This is a genomic window from Geomonas azotofigens (assembly GCF_018919395.1).
Taxonomy (GTDB): domain Bacteria; phylum Desulfobacterota; class Desulfuromonadia; order Geobacterales; family Geobacteraceae; genus Geomonas; species Geomonas azotofigens.
In genome coordinates this window covers 139,223-164,502 of sequence record NZ_JAHLME010000003.1, presented here as the reverse complement: position 1 = coordinate 164,502, position 25,280 = coordinate 139,223, and the positions used below count along the sequence as shown (strand labels likewise).

The window sequence follows — 25,280 nt, the reverse complement described above, 5'->3', positions numbered from 1 at the left end:
GTCATTCCCCCCGATGCCTGCGCGCCTTGGCGTAGATCATCTCGATGGCCTTGATGGACATGACCCCCTCGTCCCCCTCGACCACGTGATGCCGTTCGTTCAACAGCTTGGCCACGACGTTTGTCACCACCTTGTCATGGTTGGAGCTGGTTCCCTGGTACTTGCCGTAGGCGTTGGGCTTGTCGCAGAAGACGATGTCGTCCTGCAGAGGCAGCGCGCGCACGTCCCAGTACTCGATCTTGTTGAGGTACGGCCCGCCGATCTTGATGGTGCCGAACTCGCCTATGATGGTGATGCTCCCCTCGTAGTTTTTGTTGTAGACACAGGTGGTCCAGGTGAGAGCGCCCATTACCCCCGAGTCGAACTTCAGCAGCGCGTTGCCGCAGTCCTCGATCTCGACGTCGTGGTTGAAAGTCGCGACGTCGGCCTCTACCTCGACCACGTCGCCGAACCACCAGTTGAGAAGGTCGATGAAATGGCTGGCCTGGGTATAGAGCGCGCCCCCTTCCAGATCGAGCCTGCCACGCCAGTTGGAGCTCTGGTAATACCCGTCGTGACGGTTCCACAGCACATCGCACTTCACCATGAAGATGCGGCCGAGCTTACCGGTTTGCAACGCGTTCCTGGTAAGCGCGATCGGCACGTTGAACCGGTTTTGCTTTACCACCATGAGGTGCACGCCGTTGGCCTGCGCCGCGGCGATCATCTCGTTGGCATCCTTCACCGTCAGCGCCATCGGCTTCTCCACGAGGATATGCTTCCCCGCGTTGGCCGCCTTGATTGCCATCTCGGCGTGCAGGCCGTGCGGCGTGCAGATATTGACGATGGACGCATCGGTATGGCGCAACATCTGGTCGAAGTCATCAAAGCAGGGGATTTCGGGGCCGTATTTCTCCGCCAGCTCCTTCGCTCTGCCAAGCTCCACGTCGCAAAGCGACACGATAGAGCCCCGCCTCTCGGCGTCAACGACGGCGGCATGCCTGCAGCCGATGGCACCGCACCCAACAATCGCGAAATCAACGTTCATACTTCCTCCGGGTTTCAACTGGCAATGTGCCCGGCCTTCCAGCCACGCAACTGTTTTGTCATGAAGCGAACCGCTCTGCACGGGGGAGCAGTTAGGTGCCCGCGCCGAAGGGGAGCTGCCTCCGCACCTGCTCCAGCCTCCTGCGGTCCTCCTCCGGCATCCTGGCAACCAGTTCCTGGAGAAAAACCACCACTACCGACACCATGCCGCCAGCAACAGCGGCCATGAACACGATGAGCGAGCGCCTGGGTCTGCTCTTGTTCCAAGGGGGGACCGCTTCGTCGAGGACCTGCAAGGTGGAGGAATCCTTAGCCTCGTTGATCTTTACCGCCTCGTACTGCTTGGTGAGTTGCTCGAAGATCGCCTCCTGGGTCTTTAGTTCCCTGAGCTTGCGAGAATATTCGAGCCCCACGTTGGGGACGTTGCCGATGGCGGGTATCCCCTCTCCACCGCCCCCGCTGCCGGCGACCGCCCCCAGTTCCCGCTTCAGCCGCTGGATCCCTGTCTGCGCCGCCTTGACCTCGGGGCTCTCGTCGGTCTGCTTGCTCCGCAACACGGCGAGTTGAACCTCCCTGCCGGCCACTTCCGCTTTCAGGCGCGCCGCCTCCTCGATGGAAGCCTTCGCCTGCGAGTCCACCTGAACGATCTTGTTGCGTTGCGAGAAGGCCTTCAGATCGTCTTCAGCTGCCTGCAGATCCTTCTTGACGATTTCGAGACGCTTTTCCAGGAATACCCTTTCCGTCCCCACCTTCGAAAGGTTTAGCCTCACGGTCGTGCGCCCGATTTCCTGGACGAACGCGTTGGCGAGCGCGGCGGCACGTTTGGGGTCCTTGTCCTCGGCAACGATGGAGATTATGCCGTCTTTCCCCCCCTGGATCTTGACCGCCCCTTCCAGTGTCCTGCGGGCGGCCTCCTGATTCTTGGCCTTGTAGATGTTGACAAGATCCATCCGGGCGATGACGGCATCGGCTACGGACCGGCTTTTGAGTATGCCGACGTAGAGGTCGCTGCTCCCGGCAAAGCCTCCACCCGCGAGCGCCGCAAGCCCTCCCGCCTGCCCCAGGAGAGCCGAGAGCCCCCCTCCCCCTTCCTTCTGTGGCGGAAGGATCTTCGCGGTCGCGCAATAATAATCGGGGAGGGTGAGGCTGTAGCACAATCCCAGTATGGTCGTGACGGCACATACCTTTATGATGAGCATCTTGCGCTTGACAAGCACATGCAGGAGCTCAAGGAGGTCTACTTCCTGTGCTTCGATGTTGTGTTCCGCCTTCATTCAAGTCCTCTGGCCAACCGTAATCGTTTGGTCCTCACACTATTTCCCTGCGGCAAGAACTACGCCGGCAGTTACTGCTATGTTTCCGATAATCGCGGCGACATCCTTGATGTTTCTTAGCCACGCCGTCTTCTCGTACTGTCGTGGCACAATTACAGTGTCGCCTGAGTCCAGTGGTTTCCCCCAGAAAGAATTGTAGAGCAGGAAACGGGAGGAGTTGGCTTGGCTGATCACCGATCCGTCCACCTTCACGACGTAAATGCCGTCGCGGTCGGCGTCGCCGGTCGGCCCACCCACCTGATGAAGGTACCATTCGACGTCCCTGCCGCGCTGGGTGACGACGGTGCTCTGGTTGTAGACGTCCCCGATCACGTTGACGCCGCCTGGGTCGCTGGGAATGGTGAGCTGGTCGCCGCCCTGCAGTTCGAGATCGTACATGCTCCCCTTGAGGTCGCGCAGCGACGTGATCTCCATCAGGACGCGCCCCTCCGCCTTCTTCGTTTTCAGGATCTCGATGCTGCGCATCAGGTTGTCGAGGGTAGCCTTGGAACTCGCCACCTCTTCCGCCGAGGCTGCCGTCTGGGAGACGTTGCTTTGCAACTTGATGATCTGGTCCTGCGCCCGGTCGAGCGCTTCGTCCATACGCTGCTGCTGCAGTTTGCGAACGTTTTCCCTGGTGAAGCGGACCCCCTTGAGATAGGCGAGTTCGGTGAAGCCACCGGCGCGGGCGATGACGGAGCTGAGACGCTCCCCCTTGTAGATGGGATACGTGCCGGGAAACATGACTTCGCCTTTGAGTGTCACGTAGCGCTCGGTAGCCTCGGCCCAGTTGGGAATGCGGCGCACGGTCAGCTCGTCGAAAGGCTCCAGCTTAATGTTATTCGCCCCCCCCTTGAGCGCCTCCTCGAGGTTCACAGGGATGGAATAGGAAGTGACGGTGTCGCCGGTGCGCTTGATCCTGGCGATCTCGGCGTTGCCGAGGTAGGCGGAGAGCTTCACGTTGCCGGCCTGCATGAGCAGGTCGCGCACGGTCATGTTCTCGAGGTAGCGGACCTGACCCGGCTTTTGCACCTCGCCGCTCACCTTGACGACGGGGGTCTCCTCCATCTGGTCCCTGGAGAAGATCTTGACCCGGTCAAATTCCTTGAGCTCGAGGTCGTGCGCCGGTTCACCCTTGAGAGCTCCGGTGACATCGAAGTAGACGATCTCCGGATGCAGATCGGGCGGGTAGAGGCGGATGATCTGGCCGGCTCCGGCATGGTACTGGGGCAGGAGGTTGTCGCCCTGCAGAAGCGAGCTCACCTTCATGCCGGGCTTCAGGGCGTAGTCGCCCGGGCGCAGGACGTGCCCTTCGAGCCTTACATAGCCGCGCAGCACGCTGTCTATGGGTAGGACGTTGACCAGGTCCATGTCCTGCATCTTTATGCCTGAGGTCCGCTGCTCCGCGGCCGCACCGCTCAGGTCGAGGTTAAAGTCGTTGACGACCTTCTTGTCATGCGCCTCGACGCGGTACAACTGCACCCTCTGCAGGTAACCGGTAGGATTGACGCCGCCGCCAAGGGCGAACAGGTCCTTCAGGGACGTCTCCCCCTTCAGCTCGTAAATGCCGGGACGCCGCACGTTACCGACGATGCCCGCAACGCGACCGATGACCGGAACCAGGATGGTGTCCCCCGGCTGCAGCCGAATATCCTTCCCCTTATCCCCCTGGAGGAAGAAATCGTAGAGGTCGATGGTCTCCACCACCTTGCCGTTGCGATTGATCTGGATGTTGCGCAGGCTGCCGTTCTTGGTCGGGCCTTGCGCCGCGGACAGGGCGCTGATCACGGTGGAAAGCGAGCTCACGTTGTAGTCGCCGGGGGAAGTCACCTCCCCCACCACGTAGACCTTGATCAGCCTCAGCTTGTCCAGGTTCACGTTGATCTGGAAGTCCTTGTAGATCCGCGCGACGCTCCCTCTCAACAGCGCGGGGAGTTCGCCGTAACTTACCCCCGCGATCTTCACCGTACCGACCTTCGGGATCACGATCTCACCGCTGCGGTTCACGTCGAGTTTATAGGTGCCGTTGATGCTCCCCCAAAGCGTGACGACGAGCCGGTCACCCGGGCCCACCATATAGTCCGGCCCCACCGGAACGTCGGTCTGGGCCGCGAAGCTGTCCTTGCCGCGCTTGAAGAAGCTGTAGCCGAACTGGGTCAACTGGTCCCAACCATAAGGCTGGGGCCGGGTTTTGTCGATGATGACGGGGTTCTCCCCCATCGCCTTCTCCAGGACCGAGGGCTCCACTACCGGCTGCAACGTCTTCTTGGCCGGAGTTTTAGCCGTCGCCTTCTTGTCCTTCTTCTCTTTCTTCTCCTTCTTTTCCTTCTTCTCCTTGTCGTCGCGGCCTTGCTTGTCGTCCTTGGCCACAACGCCGTCCTTTGGTTCACGCTCCTGCCTGCCGCTAGGATCCCTCAACTCCTCGGGGCGCTCCTGGGACGCCTTGACGCTCCCGTCATCGACCGTACCGTCAAGGTCCGTTTCCCGGGAATCAGAGTCGCGTCGATACCCCTGACGCTGATCGTCACCCTGTTCCTGGTTGACAGCATCATCCTCGGCATCTTTGGGAGTGCTGAAGTAGTCGGAAGAAACCGTGAAGGAGTTTTCTTCTTTAGCTGAGGTTGGAGTCGCGTTCGAGGAGGCATCCTCGGAGATGGAGGCGGAAAAGGCGGTTGCGATGGACAGAAGTGACAGCGTTACCACGAGAAACAGGATTCTTTTCATGCTTGATTGTACCTCTAACTGGAATCACGAAAGACGGCATATGAAAGGCACAAAACTTAACAGAGATCAGGTGGATCGTATATCATGTACTTATTTAAATGTAAACGTAAACCCCACTGAAGAACAATAGGAATGAGGATAACGCACCTGCACAAGTCTCTTTGCAATGGGTGGTTTACTATTAAGGCGGGAACAGCAGTAGGAGATCAGACAGTAGCTCACAGCGAAAAGACCAAGGCTGTTCTTTGTGACATTACCGTGACTGCCAGACAGGCAGAGTCGATCGCAACTGCACCCAACAAAACAAAAGCCTCTACTAATGATCAGGCTCTAGTCTATACCACTTACGCGGAGCGTTGTAAATGCAAAAACCGCGGCATCCAGACATCAATGCCGGTGAGCCTGCAACCTTGGAGCGCGTTTTTGACACAGTTGAAGATAGCAGGTTTCGTGCCTAAATTTCGGCATGGCGAATTCGCTGCGAGGCAACGGGGATAGAACAATGAAGCGCTCCTTGGCTTTTCCATTTCATCCTCTGGACTTAGCCCATGTTTAGAAGAGTATCGGAAAAAAATTTGAATGGGCAAGGATAGATATTTTTTTCGGGGATGACATCGCGAAAGATTGAAGGAAGAAAACGGGAGAAGCTGTCAGCGGGCGCTAGACGGTAGAGGGTGTCAAAGACTGTATCGGTGTCTGAATTTTGACTGCATCAGGCGGCGCCGGTATTCGTCATGACACCGGTGCCGCTTGGCGGTCGCCGTTTACAATCTCCACAGCCGGATGCCCCACTCGGCCAGTTGCGCGACGTCGAGGATCCCCTTCACGTCGATGACGAGCGGTGAACCGTTCATCATCGCCTTCAGTTGCTCCGGGGTCAGCCGTCGGTATTCCTCGTGGGCCACGGCGACCACGACCGCCTCAGCCGTCTGCAGCCTGTCGGCGGGGACCAGGGTGATCCCGTACTCGTGTCGCGCCTCGTCCGGATCGGCCAGCGAATCGCAGACCTGGACCTCGAGGCCGTAGTCCTGGAGTTCGTGAATGATGTCGATCACCTTGGAGTTGCGCAGGTCCGGACAGTCTTCCTTGAATGTCAGACCGAGCACGGTTACCCGGGAGCCAAGAACGTTGTGCCCGGACCGGATCATCTCCTTTACGGTGCGCTGGGCGATGAACTTCCCCATACCGTCGTTGATGCGCCGCCCCGCCAGGATGACCTGCGGGATGTAGCCGAGCTTCTCGGCCTTGTGGGTCAGGTAGTAGGGGTCGACCCCGATGCAGTGTCCCCCCACCAGTCCCGGCTGGAACTTCAGGAAGTTCCACTTGGTCCCGGCCGCCTCCAACACGGATTTGGTATCGATCCCGATGCGGTCGAAGATGAGGGCCAGTTCGTTCATCAACGCGATGTTGAGGTCGCGCTGGGTGTTCTCGATGACCTTGGCGGCCTCGGCGACCATGATGGAGGGGGCGCGGTGCACGCCCGCGGTGACCACCGACTCGTAGACGTCGCCGACGATCGCGAGCGTTGCGGCGTCCTGGCCGGATACCACCTTCTTGATCTTGGTGAAGGTGTGCTCCTTGTCGCCGGGGTTGATGCGCTCCGGGCTGTACCCCACGAAGAAGTCCTTGCCGCAGGCGAGGCCGGACACCCGTTCCAGTATCGGCACGCATTCATCCTGGGTGACGCCGGGATAGACGGTGGATTCAAACACCACGATGTCCCCCGGCTTGAGGGCCTTCCCCACCGTCTCCGACGCGCGCAGCATCGGGGTCAGGTCCGGCTGGTTGGCGGAATCGATCGGGGTGGGGACGGCAACGATATGAAAATCGGCATCCCTGAGCACCTCGACGCTGTCGGTGAAGACGATGTCAGCTGCCTCGAGGTCGGCGGCAGTCACCTCTCCGGTGCGGTCCCGCCCCTGTTTCAGTTGCTCGATACGTGCCGCATTGATGTCGAAACCGTAAGTCTTGCCGACTTTGCCAAATGCCACCGCCACGGGCAGGCCCACATACCCCAAACCGATGACTGAGACGACACGGTCATGCGTTAACATCGACATACTCTCCTCGCCACTAGATTTCACCACACACGTGATGCACAAGAAACGAACGTTGCCTCACGGCTGCGCGGAAGAACTGACGACATACGCTGACTCCGAGAGTACGCCGAAGTATATCAGAAAATTCTCAGAAAGGAATCGTGTTAAAACAAATTATGGAAAAAAGGCGTGACTGCAGGGGGCGGAGTGGACGGCCGACAAAACAAAGGGATGTCAGACTCTGTGACATCCCCGTTTTTGCGAAAAAGGAGGAGGACTTGAAGCTCTGTCAGCATCAAGGTGCAACTATCAGACGTAGTACCTTGAGGTGACGCTCTCCCAGGTTCCCTGGGCCTTCAGGATCAGGTCGCAGAGCTCCCGCACCGCACCCCAGCCGCCGCGATTTCTGGCGACGAAGTGGGCGAAGGGGAAGACCTCCTGGACGGCGTCGGCGGGTGCGGCGGCGAAGCCGACCCTTTTAAGGAGCGGGATATCGATGACGTCGTCCCCCATGAAGGCGACCTCTTCGTCGGTGAGCCCGGTGGCCTCCAGCATCTGGCGGTACGGCACCAGCTTGTCCAGGGACTTCTGGTACACCTGCCCGATCCCCAGTTCCACGGCCCGGTTGTAGACCACCTGCGACTCGCGGCCGGAGATGATGCCGACCTCGATGCCGGAGCGCTGCAGCATCTTGATGCCATGGCCGTCCTTCACGTTGAAGAACTTGCTCTCCACGCCGTTGGAGTCGAAGATGATGCGCCCGTCGGTGAGCACGCCGTCGACGTCGAGTATCAGAAGCTTGATCTTTTTCAGTCTGTCTTCCATGAAAACCTCACTTAAGCCTCACGCTCACGCAAAGACGCAAAGGCGCTGAGAACTGCAAAAAACATTCAAACAGGGATAAAAGGGATAAAAGGGATACGTCAAAAACCATCGGTAACGCAAAGTCGCGAAGACGCGAAGAAAAACGGAAATCGGGGCGACGTCTGAAACCAGATGTCCCCATTGGCTTCTGTTGGTTTCAGGTCCCCCTGCGTCTTGGCGGCTTTGCGTTGAAAAAAGTTTATTGCCTGTATCCCCTGTATCCCTTTTTCCCTGTTGAATGGGGTCTACGCTATGCCCGCTTTCAACAGGTCGTGCAGGTGCACGATGCCCACCGGCGCGGTGGCGTCGTCGTCGGCGAAGACGAACAGCGAGGTGATGGAGTACTGCTCCATCTGCTGCAGGGCGCGCGCCGCCAGCTCGTCGCGGCGGATCCGCTTGGGTCCCTTCTTCATCAGCGCCGATGCCGGGAGGTTGATGATGTCGAGCCCCTGCCCCAGGGCCCGGCGCAGGTCGCCGTCGGTGATGACCCCGACCAGGGCGCCGTCTTCGGAGGTGACACCGGTGATCCCCAACCCCTTGGAGGTGATGGTGAAGAGCGCCTCGCGCATGAGGGTTTCGGCGCTGACCAGCGGCAGCCCCTCACCGGAGTGCATGATGTCCTCGACCTTCAGAAGGAGCCTGCGCCCCAACGCGCCGCCGGGGTGGAACATGGCGAAGTCCTCGGCCTTGAAGCCGCGGCTCACCAAAAGCGCCACGGCGATGGCGTCGCCCATGGCGAGGGTCACCGTGGTGGATGCGGTCGGGGCGAGGCCGAGCGGGCAGGCCTCCTCCTTCACGGAGATGTCGAGGAAGATGTCGCCGCTTTTGGCCAGGGTGGAGTTGGAATTGCCGGCCATGGCGATCAGGGATGCTCCCAGGCGCTTGATGATGGGGAGGATGCGCACCACCTCGTCGGTCTCGCCGGAGTTGGAGATGGCGATGACGACGTCTCCCTTCATGATCATGCCGAGGTCGCCGTGGATCCCTTCCGCCGGGTGCAGGAAAAAGGCGGGGGTACCGGTGGAGGCCATGGTCGAGGCGATCTTCTGGCCGATGAGGCCCGACTTGCCCATGCCGGTCACGACGACGCGGCCGGTGGTGTTGAGGATCATCTCAACGGCCTTCTCGAAGGTCCTGTCGATGGATGCTTCCAGGTTCAAAAGCGCCTCAGCCTCGACTCTGATTACCCGCTTCGCTTCTTCTAAAATCAAGATCAACTCCTTAACCCTATTAACAGGGATAAAAGGGATAAAGGGGATAAAACCATACAGACTTGGGGTAAAACCAAAAGCTATAGATTTGGGACGCTTCTTTGCGTCTTAGCGGCTTTGCGTTAAGATCGCTTTTCCGCCGTTATCCCTTTTATCCCCTTTATCCCTGTTCGAATAGGTTTTCTTTTATGCCTGCTTCACGATGGCGTCGATGGCCTTCAGCTTGTTCAAAAGCGCCGGCAGGTCATCCAGACGCACCGAGTTGGGACCGTCGCAGAGGGCACGCTCGGGATCCTCGTGCACCTCCATGAAGATGCCGTCGATACCGGCTGCGACCGCGGCGCGGGAGAGGAATTCGACGTACTCGCGCTGGCCGCCCGACGAGGTCCCCTCACCTCCCGGAAGCTGCACGCTGTGGGTGGCGTCAAAGATGACCGGGTAACCGGTGGAACGCATGATGGGGAAGCTGCGCATGTCCACCACGAGGTTGTTATAGCCAAAGCTCGCACCGCGCTCGGTGAGGATGATGTTCTCGTTCTCGCAGGAGCGGATCTTGCCGACCACGTTCTTCATGTCCCACGGCGCCAGGAACTGCCCCTTCTTCACGTTGATGACCTTGCCGGTCTTGGCGGCGGCCACCAGGAGGTCGGTCTGGCGGCACAGAAACGCCGGGATCTGCAGCACGTCGAGCACGTCCGCGGCCGGCTCCACCTGCTCGATGGAGTGGATGTCGGAGAGGACGGGTACACCCAGCGCTTCCTTCACCTTGGCCAGGATCCTCAGTCCCTCTTCCATGCCGGGACCGCGGAAGGCGGTGACCGAGGTGCGGTTCGCCTTATCGTAGGAGGCCTTGAAGATGAGCGGTATGCCGACGCCGTTGCAGATGCTCATCAGGCGCTCCGCGTGACGCAGCGTCGCCGTTTCGTTCTCTATCACGCAGGGGCCCGCGACCAGCGCGAGCGGCCTGTTGCCGCCTATCTTTATGTTACCTACAGTGACCTCATGGACCATGATCTACTCCTTTTAATCGTCTCACGCTCGTTCGCTTCGCTCACTAAAGCCGCAAAGACGCAAAGTGAAGCAAAGCAAATCGTTCAGTGATTTGCTCTGCGGCTTTGCGTCTTTGCGTGAGACGGTTTGCTTAGCCTTTCCTTGCCTTGGTGGCGCCGATGAAGGCCTTGAACAGCGGGTGCGGGTTGAGCGGCTTGGATTTGAACTCCGGGTGGAACTGGCAACCCAGGAACCAGGGGTGGTCGGCCAGCTCGATGATCTCAACCAGGTTCCCTTCCTTGTAGATGCCGGAGATGATCAGCCCCTTCTCTTCCAGCGCCGCGCGGAAGGCGTTGTTGAACTCGTAGCGGTGACGGTGACGCTCGGAGATCTCGGTCGCGCCGTAGGCCTTCTGCGCGAAGGTCCCCTTGGTCAGCGAGCAGGGGTACGCGCCCAGGCGCATGGTGCCCCCTTTCTTCTCGACCCCCTTCTGCTCCTCCATCAGGTGGATCACCGGACTGGTGCAGGCGGGCTTGAACTCGCTGGAGAAGGCCTCGGGGAGCCGGCAGACGTTGCGCGCGAACTCGACGGCTGCCATCTGCATGCCAAGGCAGATGCCGAAGAAGGGAACCTTGTTGACGCGGGCGTACTCGATGGCCTTGATCTTCCCCTCGGTGCCGCGCTCGCCGAAGCCCCCCGGGACCAGGATGCCGTCCACGTCGCAGAGGTACTTCTCAGCCCCCTCCTCCTCGATCTTCTCGGAATCGAGGTAGACCAGGGTGACGCGGCAGTCGTTGGCGATGCCGCCGTGGGTGAGCGCCTCGGCGAGCGACTTGTACGATTCCTTCAGGTCGACGTACTTGCCGACCACCGCGATGCGGACCTCGCCGCAGCCCGGGTTGGTCAGCTTGGAGACCACCTGCTGCCAGTGGGAGAGGTCCGGCGCCTTGGTCCAGATGTTCAACTTCTCGACCACCTGGTCGTCGAGCCCTTCCAGGTTCAGCGCCAGCGGCACCGCGTAGATGTGCTCGGCGTCGCGGGAGGTGATGACCGCCTTCTCCTCCACGTTGCAGAAGAGAGCGATCTTCGCCTTCATGTCCTGGGGGAGCTCCTGCTCGCAGCGGCACAAAAGGATGTCGGGCTGGATGCCGATCTCGCGCAGTTCCTTGACCGAGTGCTGGGTCGGCTTGGTCTTCAGTTCGCCGGCGGTCCTGATGTAGGGGACCAGGGTGACGTGCAGGTAGAGCACGTTGCCCGCGCCGCGGTCGCTCTTCAGCTGGCGGATCGCCTCGAGGAACGGCAGCGACTCGATGTCGCCCACGGTGCCGCCGATCTCGACGATGGCGATGTCGCTCCCCTTGGCGTTCTCAAGGATGTTGGCCTTGATCTGATCGGTGATGTGCGGGATGACCTGCACGGTGCCGCCCAGGTAGTCGCCACGGCGCTCCTTCTCGATGACCGAGAAGTAGACCTGCCCCGTGGTGAAGTTGCTCTTCTTGGAGAGCTTGCTGGAGGTGTAGCGCTCGTAGTGTCCGAGGTCCAGGTCGGTCTCGGCGCCGTCGTCGGTGACGAAGACCTCGCCGTGCTGGAACGGGGACATGGTGCCCGGATCGACGTTGATGTACGGATCCAGCTTCTGGATGGTGACCCGAAGCCCACGTGCCTCCAGCAGAGCGCCCAAAGAAGCGGCGGCGAGTCCCTTACCTATGGAGGAGACAACGCCGCCGGTAACAAAGATGAATTTTGTCTTCACTTAAAAAACCTCCGGAACCTAGAAACTGTTCTACGTTCTATGTTCTACGTTCTACGTTTGTCCCATGCATGAGAGCAACGTTGAATTTCGAAAAGGAACGAAGAACATGACTGAATAATCTACTGCTAAAAGAAAGTTCCAAACGTAGAACCTAGAACGTAGAACTTAGAACGGGTTCAGCTTTTCAGCTTGGCCAGCACCTTCTCCAGGTCGGCCGGGGTGTCCACCCCTATCGACTCGCACTCGGTCTCGACGATCCTGATGCGATAGCCGTTCTCGAGAACCCGCAACTGCTCGAGCTTCTCGGCCATCTCCAGGTAGCTCGGCGGCAGCGCGGCGAAAACCGGCAGGAACTCCCTGCGGTACACGTAGAGCCCCACGTGCTTGTAGCACAGGAGCTTGCCGCAGCAGAAGGCGTCGTCCTTCAAGTCGTTCCACTTGTCGCGGAAAAACGGCAGCGGCGAACGGGAGAAGTAGAGCACGTTCCCCTTGGGATCGGCCACCACCTTCACCACGTTCGGGGACAGGAAGTCGTGCAGCGTCTTGATACGGCACTTGAGGGTCGCCATCGGGATGGACGGGTCTTCCAGCATCGGAGCGATGGCCTGGTCGATCATGTCCGGATCGATGAGCGGTTCGTCCCCCTGCACGTTGACGATGATGTCGGCGTCGAGCCTGCCCGCCACCTCGGCCAGCCGGTCGGTCCCGGTCTCGTGATCCACCGAGGTCATCTCCACGCGGCCGCCGAAGGCGCGCACCGCGGCGGCGATCCGCTCGTCGTCGGTCGCCACGATCACCTCGGAAACGAGGTTGGCCTTCAGGGTGCGCTCATACACATGCTGCACCATGGGTTTCCCCATGATGTCCGCCAATGCCTTACCCTCAAAACGCGTAGAAGCATACCTGGCGGGAATTACCGCGGTTATTTTCATTTGGCGTCTCAGTACGACCCGCACCGGTCACTGCCGGGATCGAGTCCTGGTTGCGGTTGTGGTTTGGTGATTTTTAGTGGCTGGTTTCGCTGCGATTTTAGCCGGTGGAGCGCAGCCTGAACCGCTGGCTCCGTCCCTTGTCTGGCGGGACGAAACAAGTTACATCAAAAGAAAGGTTTGTGTCAAGGAGTGAAATTAGAGGGATGCGCTCAGCTTGTCGGCCCAGGAGAAGGTCTCCAGCTGGGCGGAGAGGAGCTGGTCCAACTCCAGTTCGCAGATGCCCAGCTGCTCGCTGACGGCGGGGAAATCGGCCTGCTCCAGCAGTTCGGCCAGCACGAGGAGCTCCCCCAGGTCACCCTCGTGGTGCAAAAGCGCGCTCTTCACGTTGTCCACCAGGTTCAGCTTCCCCACCAGTTCCGCCATGGGATCCTCGAAGAGCACGTCGATGAGCGAGAGGATGCCGACCATGAAGCCCTGGTCCGCGAGTTCGGCGGCACCCCGCCCCCTCGAGGCGATGATGAGGAGTTCCATCAGCTTGCCGCGGGTGGCCGCCATCTCCAAGAGCGGACTCTGCACGCCGTTTTGATCGTTGCTGGCATACAGGGCAAGGGTGATCCAACGCTTGAGCTGTTCCAGCCCGAGCACGGTGAGGGCATGGCGCAGGGTCTTGATGCGGACACGAAGCCCGATGGCGACCGAATTGACCAGGCGCAGCAGGTTGTAGGTGAGGCCCGGGTTCTGCTTGAAGGTCTCCTCGATCTCGCTCCACTCGGCATCAGCCATCACCTGCTTCATGAGTTGCATCATGGTGATCTTGCCGATGTCGATCTTGTTCTGCCTGAGCACCACCGGGCGGGCGAAATAGTAGCCCTGGAACAGGTCGAAGCCGAGCTGCGAGCAGAACTTGTAGTGCTCCGCGTTCTCGACCTTTTCGGCCAGAAGGGTAAGGCGCCACTTCCTGAGTTTTTCGACGACATCCGGCAACGACTCTGCCGGGGTTTCCAGCACGTCGACCTTCACGATGTCGACCAGGGGATAGATGTCGTGGAAGGCCGGGGAGTAGACGTGGTCGTCCAGGGCGAGGCTGAAACCGAGTTTCTTCAAGGTACGGCAACGCTCGAAGACCTCGTCGTCGGCGACGATGCTCTCCAGGAGTTCGATCACCACGCGGTCCTTGGGCAGAAGTTCCACCGCATCGCTCATCAGCACTTCGCGGGTCACGTTGAAGAAGCCCTTGTGGCGCCCAAGCACGTCCTGGATGCCGAACTGGGTCAGCGCGTTCACGATGACGCTGGCGCTGGCCACCTGCACGTCCAGGATGTTGGCCGCGTTCAGGCTCTCCGGCGAGCGGAACAGGAGCTCGAACCCCATGATCTGCTGGGTCCGGTCCAGAATGGGCTGGCGCCCCAGAAAGAACTTTTCGTCGACCATGAACAACCCCTAGAACCCGTTCTACGTTCTACGTTCTACGTTCTACGTTCTACGTTCTACGTTCTACGTTCTACGTTCTACGTTCTACGTTCTACGTTGCACCTCTAGCCAATCACGGTCCCCGGTCAACGCCGCCATGCCCCGCCTTCAGCCTCCAGCGTTCAGCCTTTAACCTAGAACGAAGAACTTAGAACGTAGAACCGCCTTTAGTTGCACAGCTTCAGCACTTCGCGGCTGATGGCGTCCAGGGGGCGGATGTAGTCGACGCCTCCCAGCTTGATCGCCTCGTTGGGCATCCCGAAGACGATGCAGCTCGCCTCGTCCTGGGCGATGTTGAGGGCGCCGGCCTGCTTCATCTCCAGCATGCCGTGCGCGCCGTCGTCCCCCATGCCGGTCATGATCACCCCCACCGCGTTCTTGCCGGCGTAGCGGGCGGCGGAGCGGAACAAGACGTCCACCGAGGGGCGGTGGCGCGACACCAGCGGCCCGTCCTTGATCTCGACGTAGTAGCGCGCGCCGCTGCGCTTCAAAAGCAGGTGGTGGTTGCCCGGCGCGATCAGGGCCCGGCCGCGCACCACGGTGTCGTTGTTCTCCGCCTCCTTCACGGTGATCCGGCACAGGCCGTCCAGCCGCTGGGAAAAGGCGCGGGTGAACCCCTCGGGCATGTGCTGCACGATGACGATGCCCGGGCAGTCCGCGGGGAGCGACTCCAAAAAGGTCCGCAGCGCCTCGGTTCCGCCTGTCGATGCGCCGACCACCACCACCTTCTCCGTGGTCTGCATCATCGCCTGGCTCTTGGGCTTTTCCATGATCACGTCGGCGGTCAGCTTGGGGGCCACCTGGTGGGACACCGCGGAGACCCGCCGCAGCCTCGCCTGGCTCGCCGCCTTCACCGCGTCGCAGATCCTGACCCGGGATTCCTCAAGGAACGCCTTGGTCCCCAGGCGCGGCTTCTGGATGATCTCCACCGCGCCGTACTCCAGGGCCTTCAGGGCCGTCTCCGACCCCTTCTCGGTCAGGCTCGAGCACATCACCACCGGGATGGGGTGCTGGCTCATGATCTTGTGCAGGAAGGTGATCCCGTCCATCCTGGGCATCTCGACGTCGAGGGTGATCACGTCGGGGACTTCCTGCCTGATCCGCTCCGCGGCGATGAAGGGATCGCCGGCGGTCGACATGACCTCGATCTGCGGGTCGGAGGAGAGTATCTCCACCATGGTCTGGCGCACCACGGCCGAGTCGTCCACTATGAGCACCTTTATCTTTTTCGGCATTTAACAGACTCCAGATTTTCTAAGGCGTTTCAGAAAAACCTCTCCGGTGTGGGCGTGGAAGATGATCTTGCGTCCCCGCTCCCCTCCCAGGTCCTGTTTCGCCACCCGTACCGATTCGTGGGCCAGGATCCTGAGCGCCATCTCCGAGTTCTGCTTCCCCACGCTGCGCAGCCTGCCGCGGGCATCGAACATGTCCGAGCCGCCGAAGACCTTCGCCTCGAGCTCCCCGCGCAGCGCCCCCCGGTGCAGCAGCCGTTCCAGCATCTCCCGTATTGCGCTGTCGACGTACTTACCGTGCTCGTCGTGCTGCCCACCGCCGGCGAGTTGGCCGTTGCAGGGAAGCTGGGCGTGACAGATCGCTCCCAACCGGAGCCGGTAGTTGAAGATGGTGACCGCGACGCAGGAACCAAGCAGGGTGGTCACCAGCATCGGCTCAGAGCTTACCATTATCTGGCCCGGTTTTAGGAAGACCACATGTCCCTGCGCCCGCGGCGTCATTTCGGCCTGCGATAGACCGTCGGGTAGACGCTCACCAGCGGCACGTCGAGGCCGCTCAGGGTCTCCGAGTGCCCCATGAAGATGAAGGCTCCTGGCTTCATGTGGCGGTGGAAACGCTGCAGCAGCTTTTCCTGGGTGGGACGGTCGAAGTAAATGATGACGTTGCGGCAGAAGATGATGTCCAGCTGCTCGCGCATGCCGAAGTCCTCGTCCATGAAATTGAGGCGGCGAAAGCGGACCTTCTCACGCAGCTCCGGGACGATGCGCACCATGCCGCTGGAGCGGTCCTTGCTGCGCAGCAGGTACTTCTTCTTGAGCTCGGTGGCGACGGGCTCGACCTGGCTCTCGGTGTAGATGGCGGTCCGGGCCTTGTCGAGCACCCTGGTCGAGATGTCGCTGGCCAGGATGCGGAAGTCGAAACCGGGGTTGCGCAAGGCGAACTCGGAGAGGACCATGCACAGGGTGTAGGGTTCCTCGCCGGAGGAGCAACCGGCGCTCCAGAGGGATAGTGTCCCGCCCGGGTGCCTCTTCACCCACTCAGGGAGCACCGTCTGGGTCAGGTAGTTGAAATGTTCCGGCTCCCGGAAGAAGTCGGTCTTGTTGGTGGTGACCATGTCCAGCATCGGCACCAGCTCCGTCTCCATCCCGGCAGAGGAAAAGAGAAAATCGCAGTAATCGGTGAAGCTGTGCATGCCGAGGCTTCTCAGCCGCTTCTGCAGACGCGCCTCCAGCATGGTCTTCTTCACCTCCGGCATCTTGATGCCGCAGGTGTCGTAGATAAACCGGCTCAGCCTGCCGAAGTCGCGCGCCGACAGGATGGCGCTGTGCTCAATGACACCTGGATCTTCCATGATAACGGTCCTCGCTGCTTGCATAGACGCTGCATCCTCCTCCACTTGTTCAGTTCTGTTCCATCTCGACCGCCTGCAGCAGCTGCGGGATGTCCAGGATCAGCGCGACGGAACCGTCCCCGAGGATGGTCGCGCCCGAGATCCCCTCGGTATCCTTGTAGGCCCGACCCAGCGACTTGATCACGGTCTGGTGCTCGCCGAGCACGTGGTCCACCACGAAGCCGACCCGCACCCCGTTGACCTGGGTGATCACGATCTGCTCGATGTCCGGTGGCGCTCCGGCGATGGCGAACCGCTGCCGAAGCGGAATATACGGGACCAAGTGCTCGCGCACCCGGGCCAGGTTCCTGCCGTGCGAGCGCGCCACGTCCTCGCGGGTCAGCTCGACGCACTCGTCGACCAGCGCCAGCGGCATCATGAAGGAGTCGTCGCCGATCCTGACCAGGAGGCTCTCGATGATGGCCAGGGTGAGCGGGATCTTCACCGTGATGCGGGTCCCCTGGCCGCGCACGCTGGTGATGTCGATGCTGCCGCGCAGCGCCTCGATGGCCCGCTTCACCACGTCCATGCCGACGCCGCGCCCCGAGATGGAGGAGACGGTCTTGGCCGTGGAGAAGCCGGGGGCGAAGATGAGGTTGAAAAGCTCCTTCTCGGAGAGCTCTGCGCTCGCGGAGATGATGCCCCGCTCGATCCCCTTGGTGCGGATCGCCTCCTTGTCCAGCCCCGCCCCGTCGTCGGCGATGGTGATGAGCACGCTGTCGCCGGAGTGGACCGCCGCGAGATGCACCGTGCCGCGCGCCGGCTTGCCGGCCGCCTCGCGCACCTCGGGAAGCTCGATGCCGTGATCGATGCTGTTCCTGATCAGGTGCACCAGCGGATCGTTCAACTTCTCGATCACGGTCTTGTCCAGCTCGGTATCCGCCCCTTCGGTGGTCATCTCGATCTGCTTGCCCAGCTCAACGGAGAGGTCGCGCACCAGGCGCTTGAACTTGCTGAAGGTGCTGCCGATGGGGAGCATGCGGATGTTGAGGGCGCTGTCGCGCAGTTCGGCGGTCAGGCGCTCCACCTCCTCGGCGATGGCCACCAGCTCCGAGTCGTCGCGCAGGGCAGCGGTCTGCGACAGGCGCGCCTGCACCGTCACCATCTCGCCCACGAGGTTCACCAGGAGGTCGAGCCGGTCGGCCGGGACCCGGATGCTGGAGGAGGCGTCCGCCACCTGCTTCTCCTGGCGCACCTCCTTGACGTGCTTTTGCTCCGCCAGGGCCGACTGCACCTTCCCCTCGGGGATGATCCCCTCGGAGACGGCAAGCTCCCCGAACCGTTTCTGCCGGGACAAAACGGTGCTCATCTCCTGGGGCGTGATGTCCCCGCGCTCCAGCAGGATCTCACCGAGTTTCTTGTAGTCCTGCTGCTCGTCGTAGCGGTTGTGCTCGGCCACCACGTCGATCTTCAACTCGCAGTCGTCCTCGACGAAGATGAAGATGTCGCGCACCGCGTTCTCGCCCTGGTCCGTGGTGAGGATGACGTCCCAGTAGACGTAGCATCCTTCCGGGTCCATATCCTCCAGCGGCGGGAACCCGTCGGTCTGCGCCACGATGGTGCAGGTCCCCAGCTCCTTCATCTCGGCCAGCAGGTTCAGGGGATTGGTGCCGGTGACGAAGATGTCGCGGGGGGGCGCGAAGCGGATCCGGTAGGTGACGGGGTCCCTGCGCGGCACCGCCGCCTCCTCGTGATGGTCCTCCTTCGCCCCTTCGGTGCCGACGAAACCGGCCAGTTCGCGCAGGCCCACGATGATCCCGGCGCTTGCCTGCAGGTCCGTGGCCGCGCCGGAGTCGGCGGCGTCGAGCATGGCCCGGATCTGGTCGCGGGCGGCCAGGGTCAGGTTCACCAGCCGGCTGGTGACGCTCAGTTTCCCGTTGCGCACCATGTCGAAGACCGTTTCCACCTCGTGGGTGAAGCTCGCGATGTCGTCGAAACCGAACATGGAGCCGGATCCCTTGATGGTGTGCATGGCCCGGAACACCCGGCCGATCAGGTCCTGGTCATCGGGCCGCTCCTCAAGCTCCAGAAGCGAAGACTCCAGTTCCGACAGGAGCTCGTATGCCTCTTCCTTGAATGCCTGCCGATGAAGGTCGATCATCCCAGCACCTTCTTCACAACCGCCATGAGTTGTTCGGGTTTGAACGGCTTGACGATCCAGCCGGTGGCGCCGGCCGCCTTTCCTTCCTGCTTCTTGGAGTCCTGGGATTCCGTGGTCAGCATGACGATGGGGATGAACTTGCAGGTGGGGAGCGCCCTGGCCCCCTTGATCAGCCCGATGCCGTCCAGGTTGGGCATGTTGAGGTCGGTGATCAGCATGTCCACCTTGGTGTTGGCGAGCTTTTGCAGCGCGTCCTTGCCGTCCACGGCCTCCACCACGTCATAGCCACCCTGCTTCAGGGTGAAGGTCACCATCTGTCTCACGCTGGCGGAATCGTCCGCTGTCATTATCACTTTGGCCATTACCTCTCTCCTTCTACCCAGATGCAACTGCAAGCTCGATCTTGCGGACACCCGGTGTGCCTTTGAAATCCGGCGCCGGTCGCCGTGTCGCGGAATATGGCGTTGCCGCCGTCGAATATGTGCAGGCTCTTGCCGCGGCGCACCGCGCTTTGGTGCGCCGAGCACAAAAGCTGCAAACCGGTCAGGTCCATCCCGGTCAGCCCGGAGACATCCACCCGGACCTCCGGCGCCGCCTCGAGCGCCGCCAGCAGGGCCTCCCGGAAATCGCTGGCCTCGCAGATGGTGACCCCGCCGGAAACCTTCAGGGTCTCCCCCCCTTGCGGATCAGTTACACGTTCCAACTTCGCCTCGTCCATATGGTTCCTCGCTTTGTTTAGAAAAGCTCCACGTTCCCGCCCAGGTCGTCCTCGTCGGCCGCGGATGGCGGCGGCGCCGACTGGGTCGGCATCCTCCCCCCGGTCGCGGGGCCGCTCAGGGACTCGTGAATCCTGCGCTCGCTCTGCATGGTGTAGCGCTGGGCCAGTTGGTCCAGGTTCCCCGCCACGCCGGCCGGGGCCAGCCTGCGGGCTTCGGTCGCGACGCCGGAGATGGCGCGGATCGACTCTTCCAGCACCTGGGCCACCTTGCGATGCACCGTGATCCCCGACACCACCTGCTCGATGTCGGTGGAAAGCCGGGTAACGGATTCATCCATCTTGCGCAGCGAATGCTGCAGCGTGTCGTTCACCTGGCGCAGGGTCTGCACCAGGCCCGACAGGGTCTGCACCATGCCGTGCACCTCGGAGTCCAGGCCGGTAGTCTCGAGGTTCACCCCCTGGCTGAGCCGGTCGGTGACCCCGATGATCCCCTGCAGCGTGCCGGAGACCGCGCCGGTATGGTCGATGGCGTCGATGGAAAGACGCTGGATTGCCTCGGCCAGCACCCCGAGCGCCGCCCCCTCGTCGCCTGTGTACGCCGACTTGATCTGGGCGTTCAAGGCGATCAGCTTGATCTCCTCGCCGATCTTCTCGATGTCCCCGACGAAGGTGGCAATCTCCCCCACCGTTTCCGCCACGGTCGCCATGGCGACGCAGAGCGCCTGGTTCACCTTGGAACTCTCCAGGAGCGCCTCGCTCACCACAGAGATATCCCTTTCCATCCCGGTGAAGAAGCTCCCGCCGGCCTGGTCCGCGATGCCGGACATGCCGCTGGTCTGGGCGGAGAGGCCGGACTGCTTCCGGGCCACCTCCCTCAGGCTCTCGATGATGACCCGCACCGCGCCGTCCAACTCGTCGGAGGCGTGGCGCAGCTGGGCTATCTGCAGTTCGCAGATGGTGGCCGTTGCGTCGGCGCCGCAGCTGCCGGTGTCGAGACCGTCCTTGACCTCGTCGAGCGCCTCCTGGACATGTTCGATCTGCTGGCGCACGATGTCGTGGGCCTGCATGGACATGACCACGTCGCCGATGGAGCGGTACACCTCGTCGGAGACGGCGGAGACCAAGGCCACCGAACTGGAGCAGCGCGAGTTTATTTCGGTGAGGGACTGCAGGCTCTTCCTGGTGCGCGCCAGCACCTCCATGACCTTGTCATGCTGCTGGGCGCCGCTTTCCAGTACCCCGGCCAGGGTATGCTCGATCTCCCGCGCCAGGTCGTCCTTTCTCCTCATGATGAAGGCGGCCTTCTCGTTGACCTGGACCGAAAGGTCGCCGACATCGCTGGCGAGCGTGTCGAACCCGGCGGCGCTCTGCCCCAGCCGGGCGCTCTCGATCTTGGTGGAGATCCCCAGCATGCGCAGCACCTTGTTCACCTTCTTGAAGCCCGAGAGGGGTTCGCTGACCTTTTCCAGGAGCCCGAGGATCTCGCGCAGCGTCTGGGCGCTCCCCTCGATTTCGTTCTGGGCCCGGTCCACGTAGTGCCCCATGTCGTCGAGCATCTCCCCCAGGCGGTCCATGGCGCCGGTCACGTGATCGCCGGCTACCTCTCCCACCATGTCCGAGGCGAGCCCGGAGATCCCCAGGCCGCGCTGGTAGAAGTCCTGCAGCCTGCCGCCGATCGCCAGGAACTCGTCCTCGGTGGTTCCCGCGATCACGGCCAGTTCCACCGCGGCCTTGGCGAGGACGCCGGACCAACCCGGCGCTAGCGCCTTCACTTCCGCTTCGCGGGCGCTGGTATCATTACCGGCTGTTATCATAACGTTCCTTTTACTCTTTAAGGGGTGATCAACCATGTGGCCTCGCCCGATTTCGGCGGCGGGCCCGGTTGAGTTATTTTATCGACACCGTTGGGCAGATCTTGAAACCTTTTTCTCATGTAATTCAAAACTTCCGCAATTTAATGGGGAAGTGCTCGCGCTCATTGCGGTTCTCCCCCCGCGCCCCCGCCCGCCCCCTTCGAAAACATGGAACATCACCTATAAAGCCGGGCACTTCTGACCACAAAAGATCGTAACGGGAGGGATTGGGGCAAGAACCTCTCGAAAGCGGTTACGCAAAGGCACAAAGCAGGCGCAAAGTCGGGAAGCGAGGCCAGTGGAGTCACCGGAAACATCCTCTCGGCGCCTTGGCGGCTCTCGGCGCTCTTCGCGCTGCAGCTTTTAAGACGTTTGCCCAAGGGGGAGCAGGATGGAGACAGATGATGCGCGGATGATCAAAAAAACAAAGGGCGCCCCCTGGTGTGGGGACGCCCTTGTCGCTGCATGGTCTTTGTTTGGGGGCCGCGCCGGCTCCGCCTGCCGGCCTAGCGCCGCACGAAGATCTCGCGGGCCATGGCCGAATCGATGGCGAATTCGGAGAACCCCACCCGGAAGATGTAGGAGGGAAACGCCTGCAACAGGGAGATCCGGTTCCCCGGAAGCACCCCCATCGCCATCAGCTTCTGCATCTTCTTGCTGTCCTCGGTCTGGATGTAGGCGATGTCGCCGTCGTCGCCGGGCTTGAGTTCGGTGAGTGGCACGACGCCGAGGTCGCCGCTTTTGCGCGCCTCCTCGCAGCACTCACCGGGGGGGATGGGCTTGCCGTGCGGGCAGGTGGCCGGGTGATTCAGCATGGTGCAGACCTTGCTGTCCACCCCCTCGTTCAAGAGATGCTCGAACTGGCAGGCCTTCACGTCGCCGCTTTCGCCCCTGATGTTCAGCACGTCCATCATCAGCCTTTCGGCCAGGCGGTGCCGCCTGATGGTCATGCGCCCTTCCTCGCGCCCCTCCGGGCGGAAGTAGATGCGCCCGGCCCTGATCTCCACCAGGGCCTGCGCGGAGAGTTCGTGGTAGGCGGGGTCGGACGCCTCGATCTCCATCCGGTCCAGTTCGGCGTAGCCGGTCCCCTTCTCCTCCGACTCGATCCAGAGCGCCTCCAGTATCTCTTCCGCTTTATCGCTAAGCTTCATGACTTCTCCTTTTCACCCTCACTCGGGGTCATCGTTGCGGCCCACGGGCGCTATTCTCTATCCTTCTTGCCGAACATCTTCTTCAAGCCTTTAACCAGAGCCGGCTCCGGCGGATTCTCATAATTGCAGCGGGGACATTTTACCATCTTGCAGCCCGATGACATCGGGCAATTTTTGCACCCCACGTTTCCTTCGCTCTCCGCGAACTCATGTCCGCAAAATCCGCACCTCATGCAAACCTCGACTAACGTACTACCTGTCCCGGAAACAAAACCGGCGTAACAGGGATAAAGGGGAACAAAGGGATACCACCTGAAGCAAAAACCGGTGTCACGCCAAGACGCAAAGTCGCAAAGAAAAGACACCGTCTTGGTAACTCTAGTTCTTATCCCCGTTATTGTTTTGAGCCTTTATCCCCTTTATCCCTTTTATCCCTGTTTGAATGATCTTGGGTGTCGCACCATTAGTTACAGGATGTTTGTCAAGAGCAGGAAACGGTTCAAGAGCCACCCGGTGCCGAAGGCGAAGGTGGAGACGAACAGGCCGATACCGATGGCGACCTTCCACCCCCGCTCCTTCTTCATGATCAGGAACTGCGCCACGCAGGGGATGAACAGGGTCAGGGTCACGGCGGCGACGGTCAGCTGGCGCGCGTCCATCAGCCCCTTGGTCTGCAGGTCGTACAGTCCGGCGGCGCCGTAGTCGCGGCGGAAAAAGCCGAAGATGAAGGCGACGGCGCTTTCCTTGGGGAGCCCAAGCGAAGCCATCACCGGGGTCATCGCGTTGATCATCTTCTCGAAGAAGTTGGTCACCTTCCCAAGCCACAGGAGCACCGACGCCAGGATGAACAGCGGCAGGATCTCCATGAAGTACCACTGCATCCGGGTGTAGGTCTTGGTCAGGACGTTGGAGAACTGCGGCAGCCGCATGGGCGGGATCTCCATGTAGAACATCGGGGTGTCGCCGGGAAGCACCTTGGCGGCGAGGAGCCCCACCAGCAGGAAGATGCCGAACAGGCACAGGCTCCAGACCAGGAGCGCGCCCGGAGTCTTGGACAAGAGCGACATGATCACGCCAAGCTGCGCCGAACAGGGGATCGCCAGCGCCAAAAGCACCGTGGCGATGACGCGCTCGCGCACCGTCTCCAGGGTCCGCGTCACCATGGTAGCCATGGTGTCGCAGCCGAAACCGAGCACCATCGGGATGACGGCCCGGCCGGTGAGCCCCATGGTCTTGAAGACCCGGTCCACCAGGAGCGCCAGGCGCGGGAAATAGCCGCTGTCCTCAAGGACGGAGAAGAAGAGGAAGAAGGTGGCGACGATGGGGAGGATGATGCCCACGGCGTAGCGGAAGCCCAGGGTGATGATACCGTACTCGCCGACAAAGAGTTCCTGGATGATGGGCCAGGGGATGCTCCCCTTGATCAGCTCGGTGACCCAGGGGTTGAAGTGCCCTTCGAACACTTTTCCCTCCAGCAAATCGACCAGGGTCCCGGCGCCGAAGACGCCGACGAACTGGTACAGGCCGAAATAGAGCACGATGAGGAGCAGCGGGATGCCGGTGGTCGGACGCACGGTCAGGCGCGAGATGCGTTCGGCCAGGGTGACGACCCGTTTCTGCGGGGTCCTGAAGGCGCCGTCCAGCACCTTCTTGACGATCGACTTTCGCTCCATGGAGAGATCGAGGTGGAAGGACTCCCTGCGCTCGAAGCGCTTCTCCCGGACCGCCGCCTCGATGAGGGCGAACCCGTCCCCCTCGCTGTCGTGCACCAGTTGCGCCACCTCTGTGTCCCCCTGCAGGAGAAGAAGTGCCAGGGACTTCTTGGAGAGGATGTACTCCCCCTTGAGATGACCGGAGATCTCGGCGATGTCCCCCTCCATGAGGCGTGAGAAGGCGAAGGGAGGGCTCGCGCTCGAGGTGGAACCGGCGATGGCGGCGCGGATCTCGGGAACGCCGACCTTCTTGGCGGTCGCCGCGCCGATCACCGGGATGCCCAGGCGCTGGGACAAGAGGGGAATGTCGATCTCAAGCCCCATGCGGGCGGCCTCGTCCATGATGTTCACGACCAGAACCACCGGCAACTCCGCCTCGATCAACTGCAGGGTCATGGGGAGCATGCGCTCCAGGTTGCGCGCGTCGAGCACGTGCAGCACCAGGTGCGGCCGCTCGGTAAGCAGGATCTCGCGGGCGACCCGCTCCTCCTCGGTGATGGGGAGGATGGAGTACATGCCCGGGGTGTCGATGATCTCGAACTCCTCGCCGTTAATGGTGGTGGTGCCGCGGGAGACCTCCACGGAGGTGCCGGGATAGTTAGAGACGGTGACGTAAGCGCCGGTCAGGGCGTTGAAAAGCACGCTTTTCCCGACGTTGGGATTCCCCACCAGGGCCACTTTCTTGGCTCCGGTGCTGCTGACGGTTGGTGTTTCGTGACAGGAACCCTTCTTACCGAAAAATGACATGACTCTACCTACCTCTTTTTAACGTTCGTTTGCCAATGAAATGCCAATGAATG

At 61.4% G+C, this 25,280-nt stretch carries 20 protein-coding genes; all 20 read right to left on the bottom strand.

The features are described from left to right. Position 1: 1 nt before the first annotated feature. The gene (locus KOL99_RS10555) at positions 2–1,027 is read right to left on the bottom strand and encodes a Gfo/Idh/MocA family protein (RefSeq protein WP_216510444.1); all 1,026 of its coding nucleotides are present in this window, start codon (positions 1,025–1,027) and stop codon (positions 2–4) included. Between the two features lie 91 nt (positions 1,028–1,118). Beyond that, complete coding sequence (locus tag KOL99_RS10550; protein ID WP_216510443.1) at positions 1,119–2,300, bottom strand: GumC family protein; 1,182 nt, start codon at positions 2,298–2,300, stop codon at positions 1,119–1,121. 39 nt (positions 2,301–2,339) lie between these two features. Then, positions 2,340–5,063, bottom strand: a complete 2,724-nt coding sequence (locus KOL99_RS10545) for an SLBB domain-containing protein (RefSeq protein WP_216510442.1) — start codon at positions 5,061–5,063, stop codon at positions 2,340–2,342. Positions 5,064–5,827: 764 nt separating this feature from the next. After that, complete coding sequence (locus tag KOL99_RS10540; RefSeq protein WP_216510441.1) at positions 5,828–7,117, bottom strand: nucleotide sugar dehydrogenase; 1,290 nt, start codon at positions 7,115–7,117, stop codon at positions 5,828–5,830. A 294-nt stretch (positions 7,118–7,411) separates the two neighbouring features. Next, the gene (locus KOL99_RS10535; RefSeq protein ID WP_216510440.1) at positions 7,412–7,927 is read right to left on the bottom strand and encodes a KdsC family phosphatase; all 516 of its coding nucleotides are present in this window, start codon (positions 7,925–7,927) and stop codon (positions 7,412–7,414) included. Between the two features lie 284 nt (positions 7,928–8,211). After that, positions 8,212–9,177 (bottom strand): KpsF/GutQ family sugar-phosphate isomerase, encoded by a 966-nt coding sequence (locus KOL99_RS10530; protein ID WP_216510439.1) that lies wholly within the window; start codon positions 9,175–9,177, stop codon positions 8,212–8,214. Positions 9,178–9,363: 186 nt separating this feature from the next. After that, positions 9,364–10,188, bottom strand: a complete 825-nt coding sequence (gene kdsA / locus KOL99_RS10525) for a 3-deoxy-8-phosphooctulonate synthase (RefSeq protein WP_216510438.1) — start codon at positions 10,186–10,188, stop codon at positions 9,364–9,366. Between the two features lie 130 nt (positions 10,189–10,318). Beyond that, positions 10,319–11,920: a CTP synthase gene (locus tag KOL99_RS10520; protein WP_216510437.1), complete on the bottom strand. Its 1,602-nt coding sequence runs from the start codon at positions 11,918–11,920 to the stop codon at positions 10,319–10,321. Between the two features lie 176 nt (positions 11,921–12,096). Further along, positions 12,097–12,852 (bottom strand): 3-deoxy-manno-octulosonate cytidylyltransferase, encoded by a 756-nt coding sequence (kdsB, locus tag KOL99_RS10515; protein WP_216510436.1) that lies wholly within the window; start codon positions 12,850–12,852, stop codon positions 12,097–12,099. 195 nt (positions 12,853–13,047) lie between these two features. Then, positions 13,048–14,283, bottom strand: a complete 1,236-nt coding sequence (locus tag KOL99_RS10510; protein WP_216510435.1) for an EAL and HDOD domain-containing protein — start codon at positions 14,281–14,283, stop codon at positions 13,048–13,050. 206 nt (positions 14,284–14,489) lie between these two features. Continuing rightward, positions 14,490–15,557, bottom strand: coding sequence for a protein-glutamate methylesterase/protein-glutamine glutaminase (locus tag KOL99_RS10505; protein ID WP_216510434.1), 1,068 nt, complete (start codon positions 15,555–15,557; stop codon positions 14,490–14,492). Beyond that, a complete protein-coding gene (locus KOL99_RS10500) occupies positions 15,558–16,004 on the bottom strand; it encodes a chemotaxis protein CheD (RefSeq protein ID WP_236026046.1) in 447 nt (148 codons plus the stop codon). A gap of 47 nt (positions 16,005–16,051) precedes the next feature. Beyond that, positions 16,052–16,906: a CheR family methyltransferase gene (locus KOL99_RS10495; protein WP_407931852.1), complete on the bottom strand. Its 855-nt coding sequence runs from the start codon at positions 16,904–16,906 to the stop codon at positions 16,052–16,054. Positions 16,907–16,955: 49 nt separating this feature from the next. After that, complete coding sequence (locus KOL99_RS10490) at positions 16,956–19,046, bottom strand: chemotaxis protein CheA (RefSeq protein ID WP_216510431.1); 2,091 nt, start codon at positions 19,044–19,046, stop codon at positions 16,956–16,958. Next, positions 19,043–19,408, bottom strand: a complete 366-nt coding sequence (locus KOL99_RS10485; protein ID WP_216510430.1) for a response regulator — start codon at positions 19,406–19,408, stop codon at positions 19,043–19,045. Before KOL99_RS10485 ends, KOL99_RS10490 begins: the two co-directional genes overlap by 4 nt. Then, positions 19,408–19,749, bottom strand: coding sequence for an STAS domain-containing protein (locus tag KOL99_RS10480; RefSeq protein WP_236026044.1), 342 nt, complete (start codon positions 19,747–19,749; stop codon positions 19,408–19,410). Before KOL99_RS10480 ends, KOL99_RS10485 begins: the two co-directional genes overlap by 1 nt. A 32-nt stretch (positions 19,750–19,781) precedes the next feature. Continuing rightward, entirely contained in the window at positions 19,782–21,578 is a 1,797-nt protein-coding gene (locus KOL99_RS10475) for a methyl-accepting chemotaxis protein (protein ID WP_216510428.1), read from the bottom strand. Positions 21,579–22,123: 545 nt separating this feature from the next. After that, positions 22,124–22,768 carry a metal-dependent transcriptional regulator gene (locus tag KOL99_RS10470; protein WP_216510427.1) on the bottom strand — a complete coding sequence of 215 codons (645 nt, stop codon included), beginning with the start codon at positions 22,766–22,768 and terminating at the stop codon, positions 22,124–22,126. A 50-nt stretch (positions 22,769–22,818) separates the two neighbouring features. Continuing rightward, a complete protein-coding gene (locus tag KOL99_RS21625; RefSeq protein ID WP_236026042.1) occupies positions 22,819–23,001 on the bottom strand; it encodes a hypothetical protein in 183 nt (60 codons plus the stop codon). 234 nt (positions 23,002–23,235) lie between these two features. Beyond that, positions 23,236–25,227, bottom strand: a complete 1,992-nt coding sequence (gene feoB, locus KOL99_RS10465; RefSeq protein WP_216510426.1) for a ferrous iron transport protein B — start codon at positions 25,225–25,227, stop codon at positions 23,236–23,238. Positions 25,228–25,280 lie beyond the last annotated feature (53 nt).

What these genes read in the sequence shown, in the direction of transcription:
- KOL99_RS10545 (WP_216510442.1), bottom strand. Translation starts at nt 5,063, where the DNA reads ATGAAAAGAATCCTGTTTCTCGTGGTAACGCTGTCACTTCTGTCCATC.
- KOL99_RS10535 (WP_216510440.1), bottom strand. Translation starts at nt 7,927, where the DNA reads ATGGAAGACAGACTGAAAAAGATCAAGCTTCTGATACTCGACGTCGAC.
- KOL99_RS21625 (WP_236026042.1), bottom strand. Translation starts at nt 23,001, where the DNA reads ATGAGGTGCGGATTTTGCGGACATGAGTTCGCGGAGAGCGAAGGAAAC.
- KOL99_RS10510 (WP_216510435.1), bottom strand. Translation starts at nt 14,283, where the DNA reads ATGGTCGACGAAAAGTTCTTTCTGGGGCGCCAGCCCATTCTGGACCGG.
- KOL99_RS10475 (WP_216510428.1), bottom strand. Translation starts at nt 21,578, where the DNA reads ATGATAACAGCCGGTAATGATACCAGCGCCCGCGAAGCGGAAGTGAAG.
- KOL99_RS10550 (WP_216510443.1), bottom strand. Translation starts at nt 2,300, where the DNA reads ATGAAGGCGGAACACAACATCGAAGCACAGGAAGTAGACCTCCTTGAG.
- KOL99_RS10500 (WP_236026046.1), bottom strand. Translation starts at nt 16,004, where the DNA reads ATGGTAAGCTCTGAGCCGATGCTGGTGACCACCCTGCTTGGTTCCTGC.
- KOL99_RS10470 (WP_216510427.1), bottom strand. Translation starts at nt 22,768, where the DNA reads ATGAAGCTTAGCGATAAAGCGGAAGAGATACTGGAGGCGCTCTGGATC.
- KOL99_RS10540 (WP_216510441.1), bottom strand. Translation starts at nt 7,117, where the DNA reads ATGTTAACGCATGACCGTGTCGTCTCAGTCATCGGTTTGGGGTATGTG.
- kdsB (WP_216510436.1), bottom strand. Translation starts at nt 12,852, where the DNA reads ATGAAAATAACCGCGGTAATTCCCGCCAGGTATGCTTCTACGCGTTTT.
- KOL99_RS10485 (WP_216510430.1), bottom strand. Translation starts at nt 19,408, where the DNA reads ATGGCCAAAGTGATAATGACAGCGGACGATTCCGCCAGCGTGAGACAG.
- KOL99_RS10555 (WP_216510444.1), bottom strand. Translation starts at nt 1,027, where the DNA reads ATGAACGTTGATTTCGCGATTGTTGGGTGCGGTGCCATCGGCTGCAGG.
- feoB (WP_216510426.1), bottom strand. Translation starts at nt 25,227, where the DNA reads ATGTCATTTTTCGGTAAGAAGGGTTCCTGTCACGAAACACCAACCGTC.
- kdsA (WP_216510438.1), bottom strand. Translation starts at nt 10,188, where the DNA reads ATGGTCCATGAGGTCACTGTAGGTAACATAAAGATAGGCGGCAACAGG.
- KOL99_RS10505 (WP_216510434.1), bottom strand. Translation starts at nt 15,557, where the DNA reads ATGCCGAAAAAGATAAAGGTGCTCATAGTGGACGACTCGGCCGTGGTG.
- KOL99_RS10495 (WP_407931852.1), bottom strand. Translation starts at nt 16,906, where the DNA reads ATGGAAGATCCAGGTGTCATTGAGCACAGCGCCATCCTGTCGGCGCGC.
- KOL99_RS10490 (WP_216510431.1), bottom strand. Translation starts at nt 19,046, where the DNA reads ATGATCGACCTTCATCGGCAGGCATTCAAGGAAGAGGCATACGAGCTC.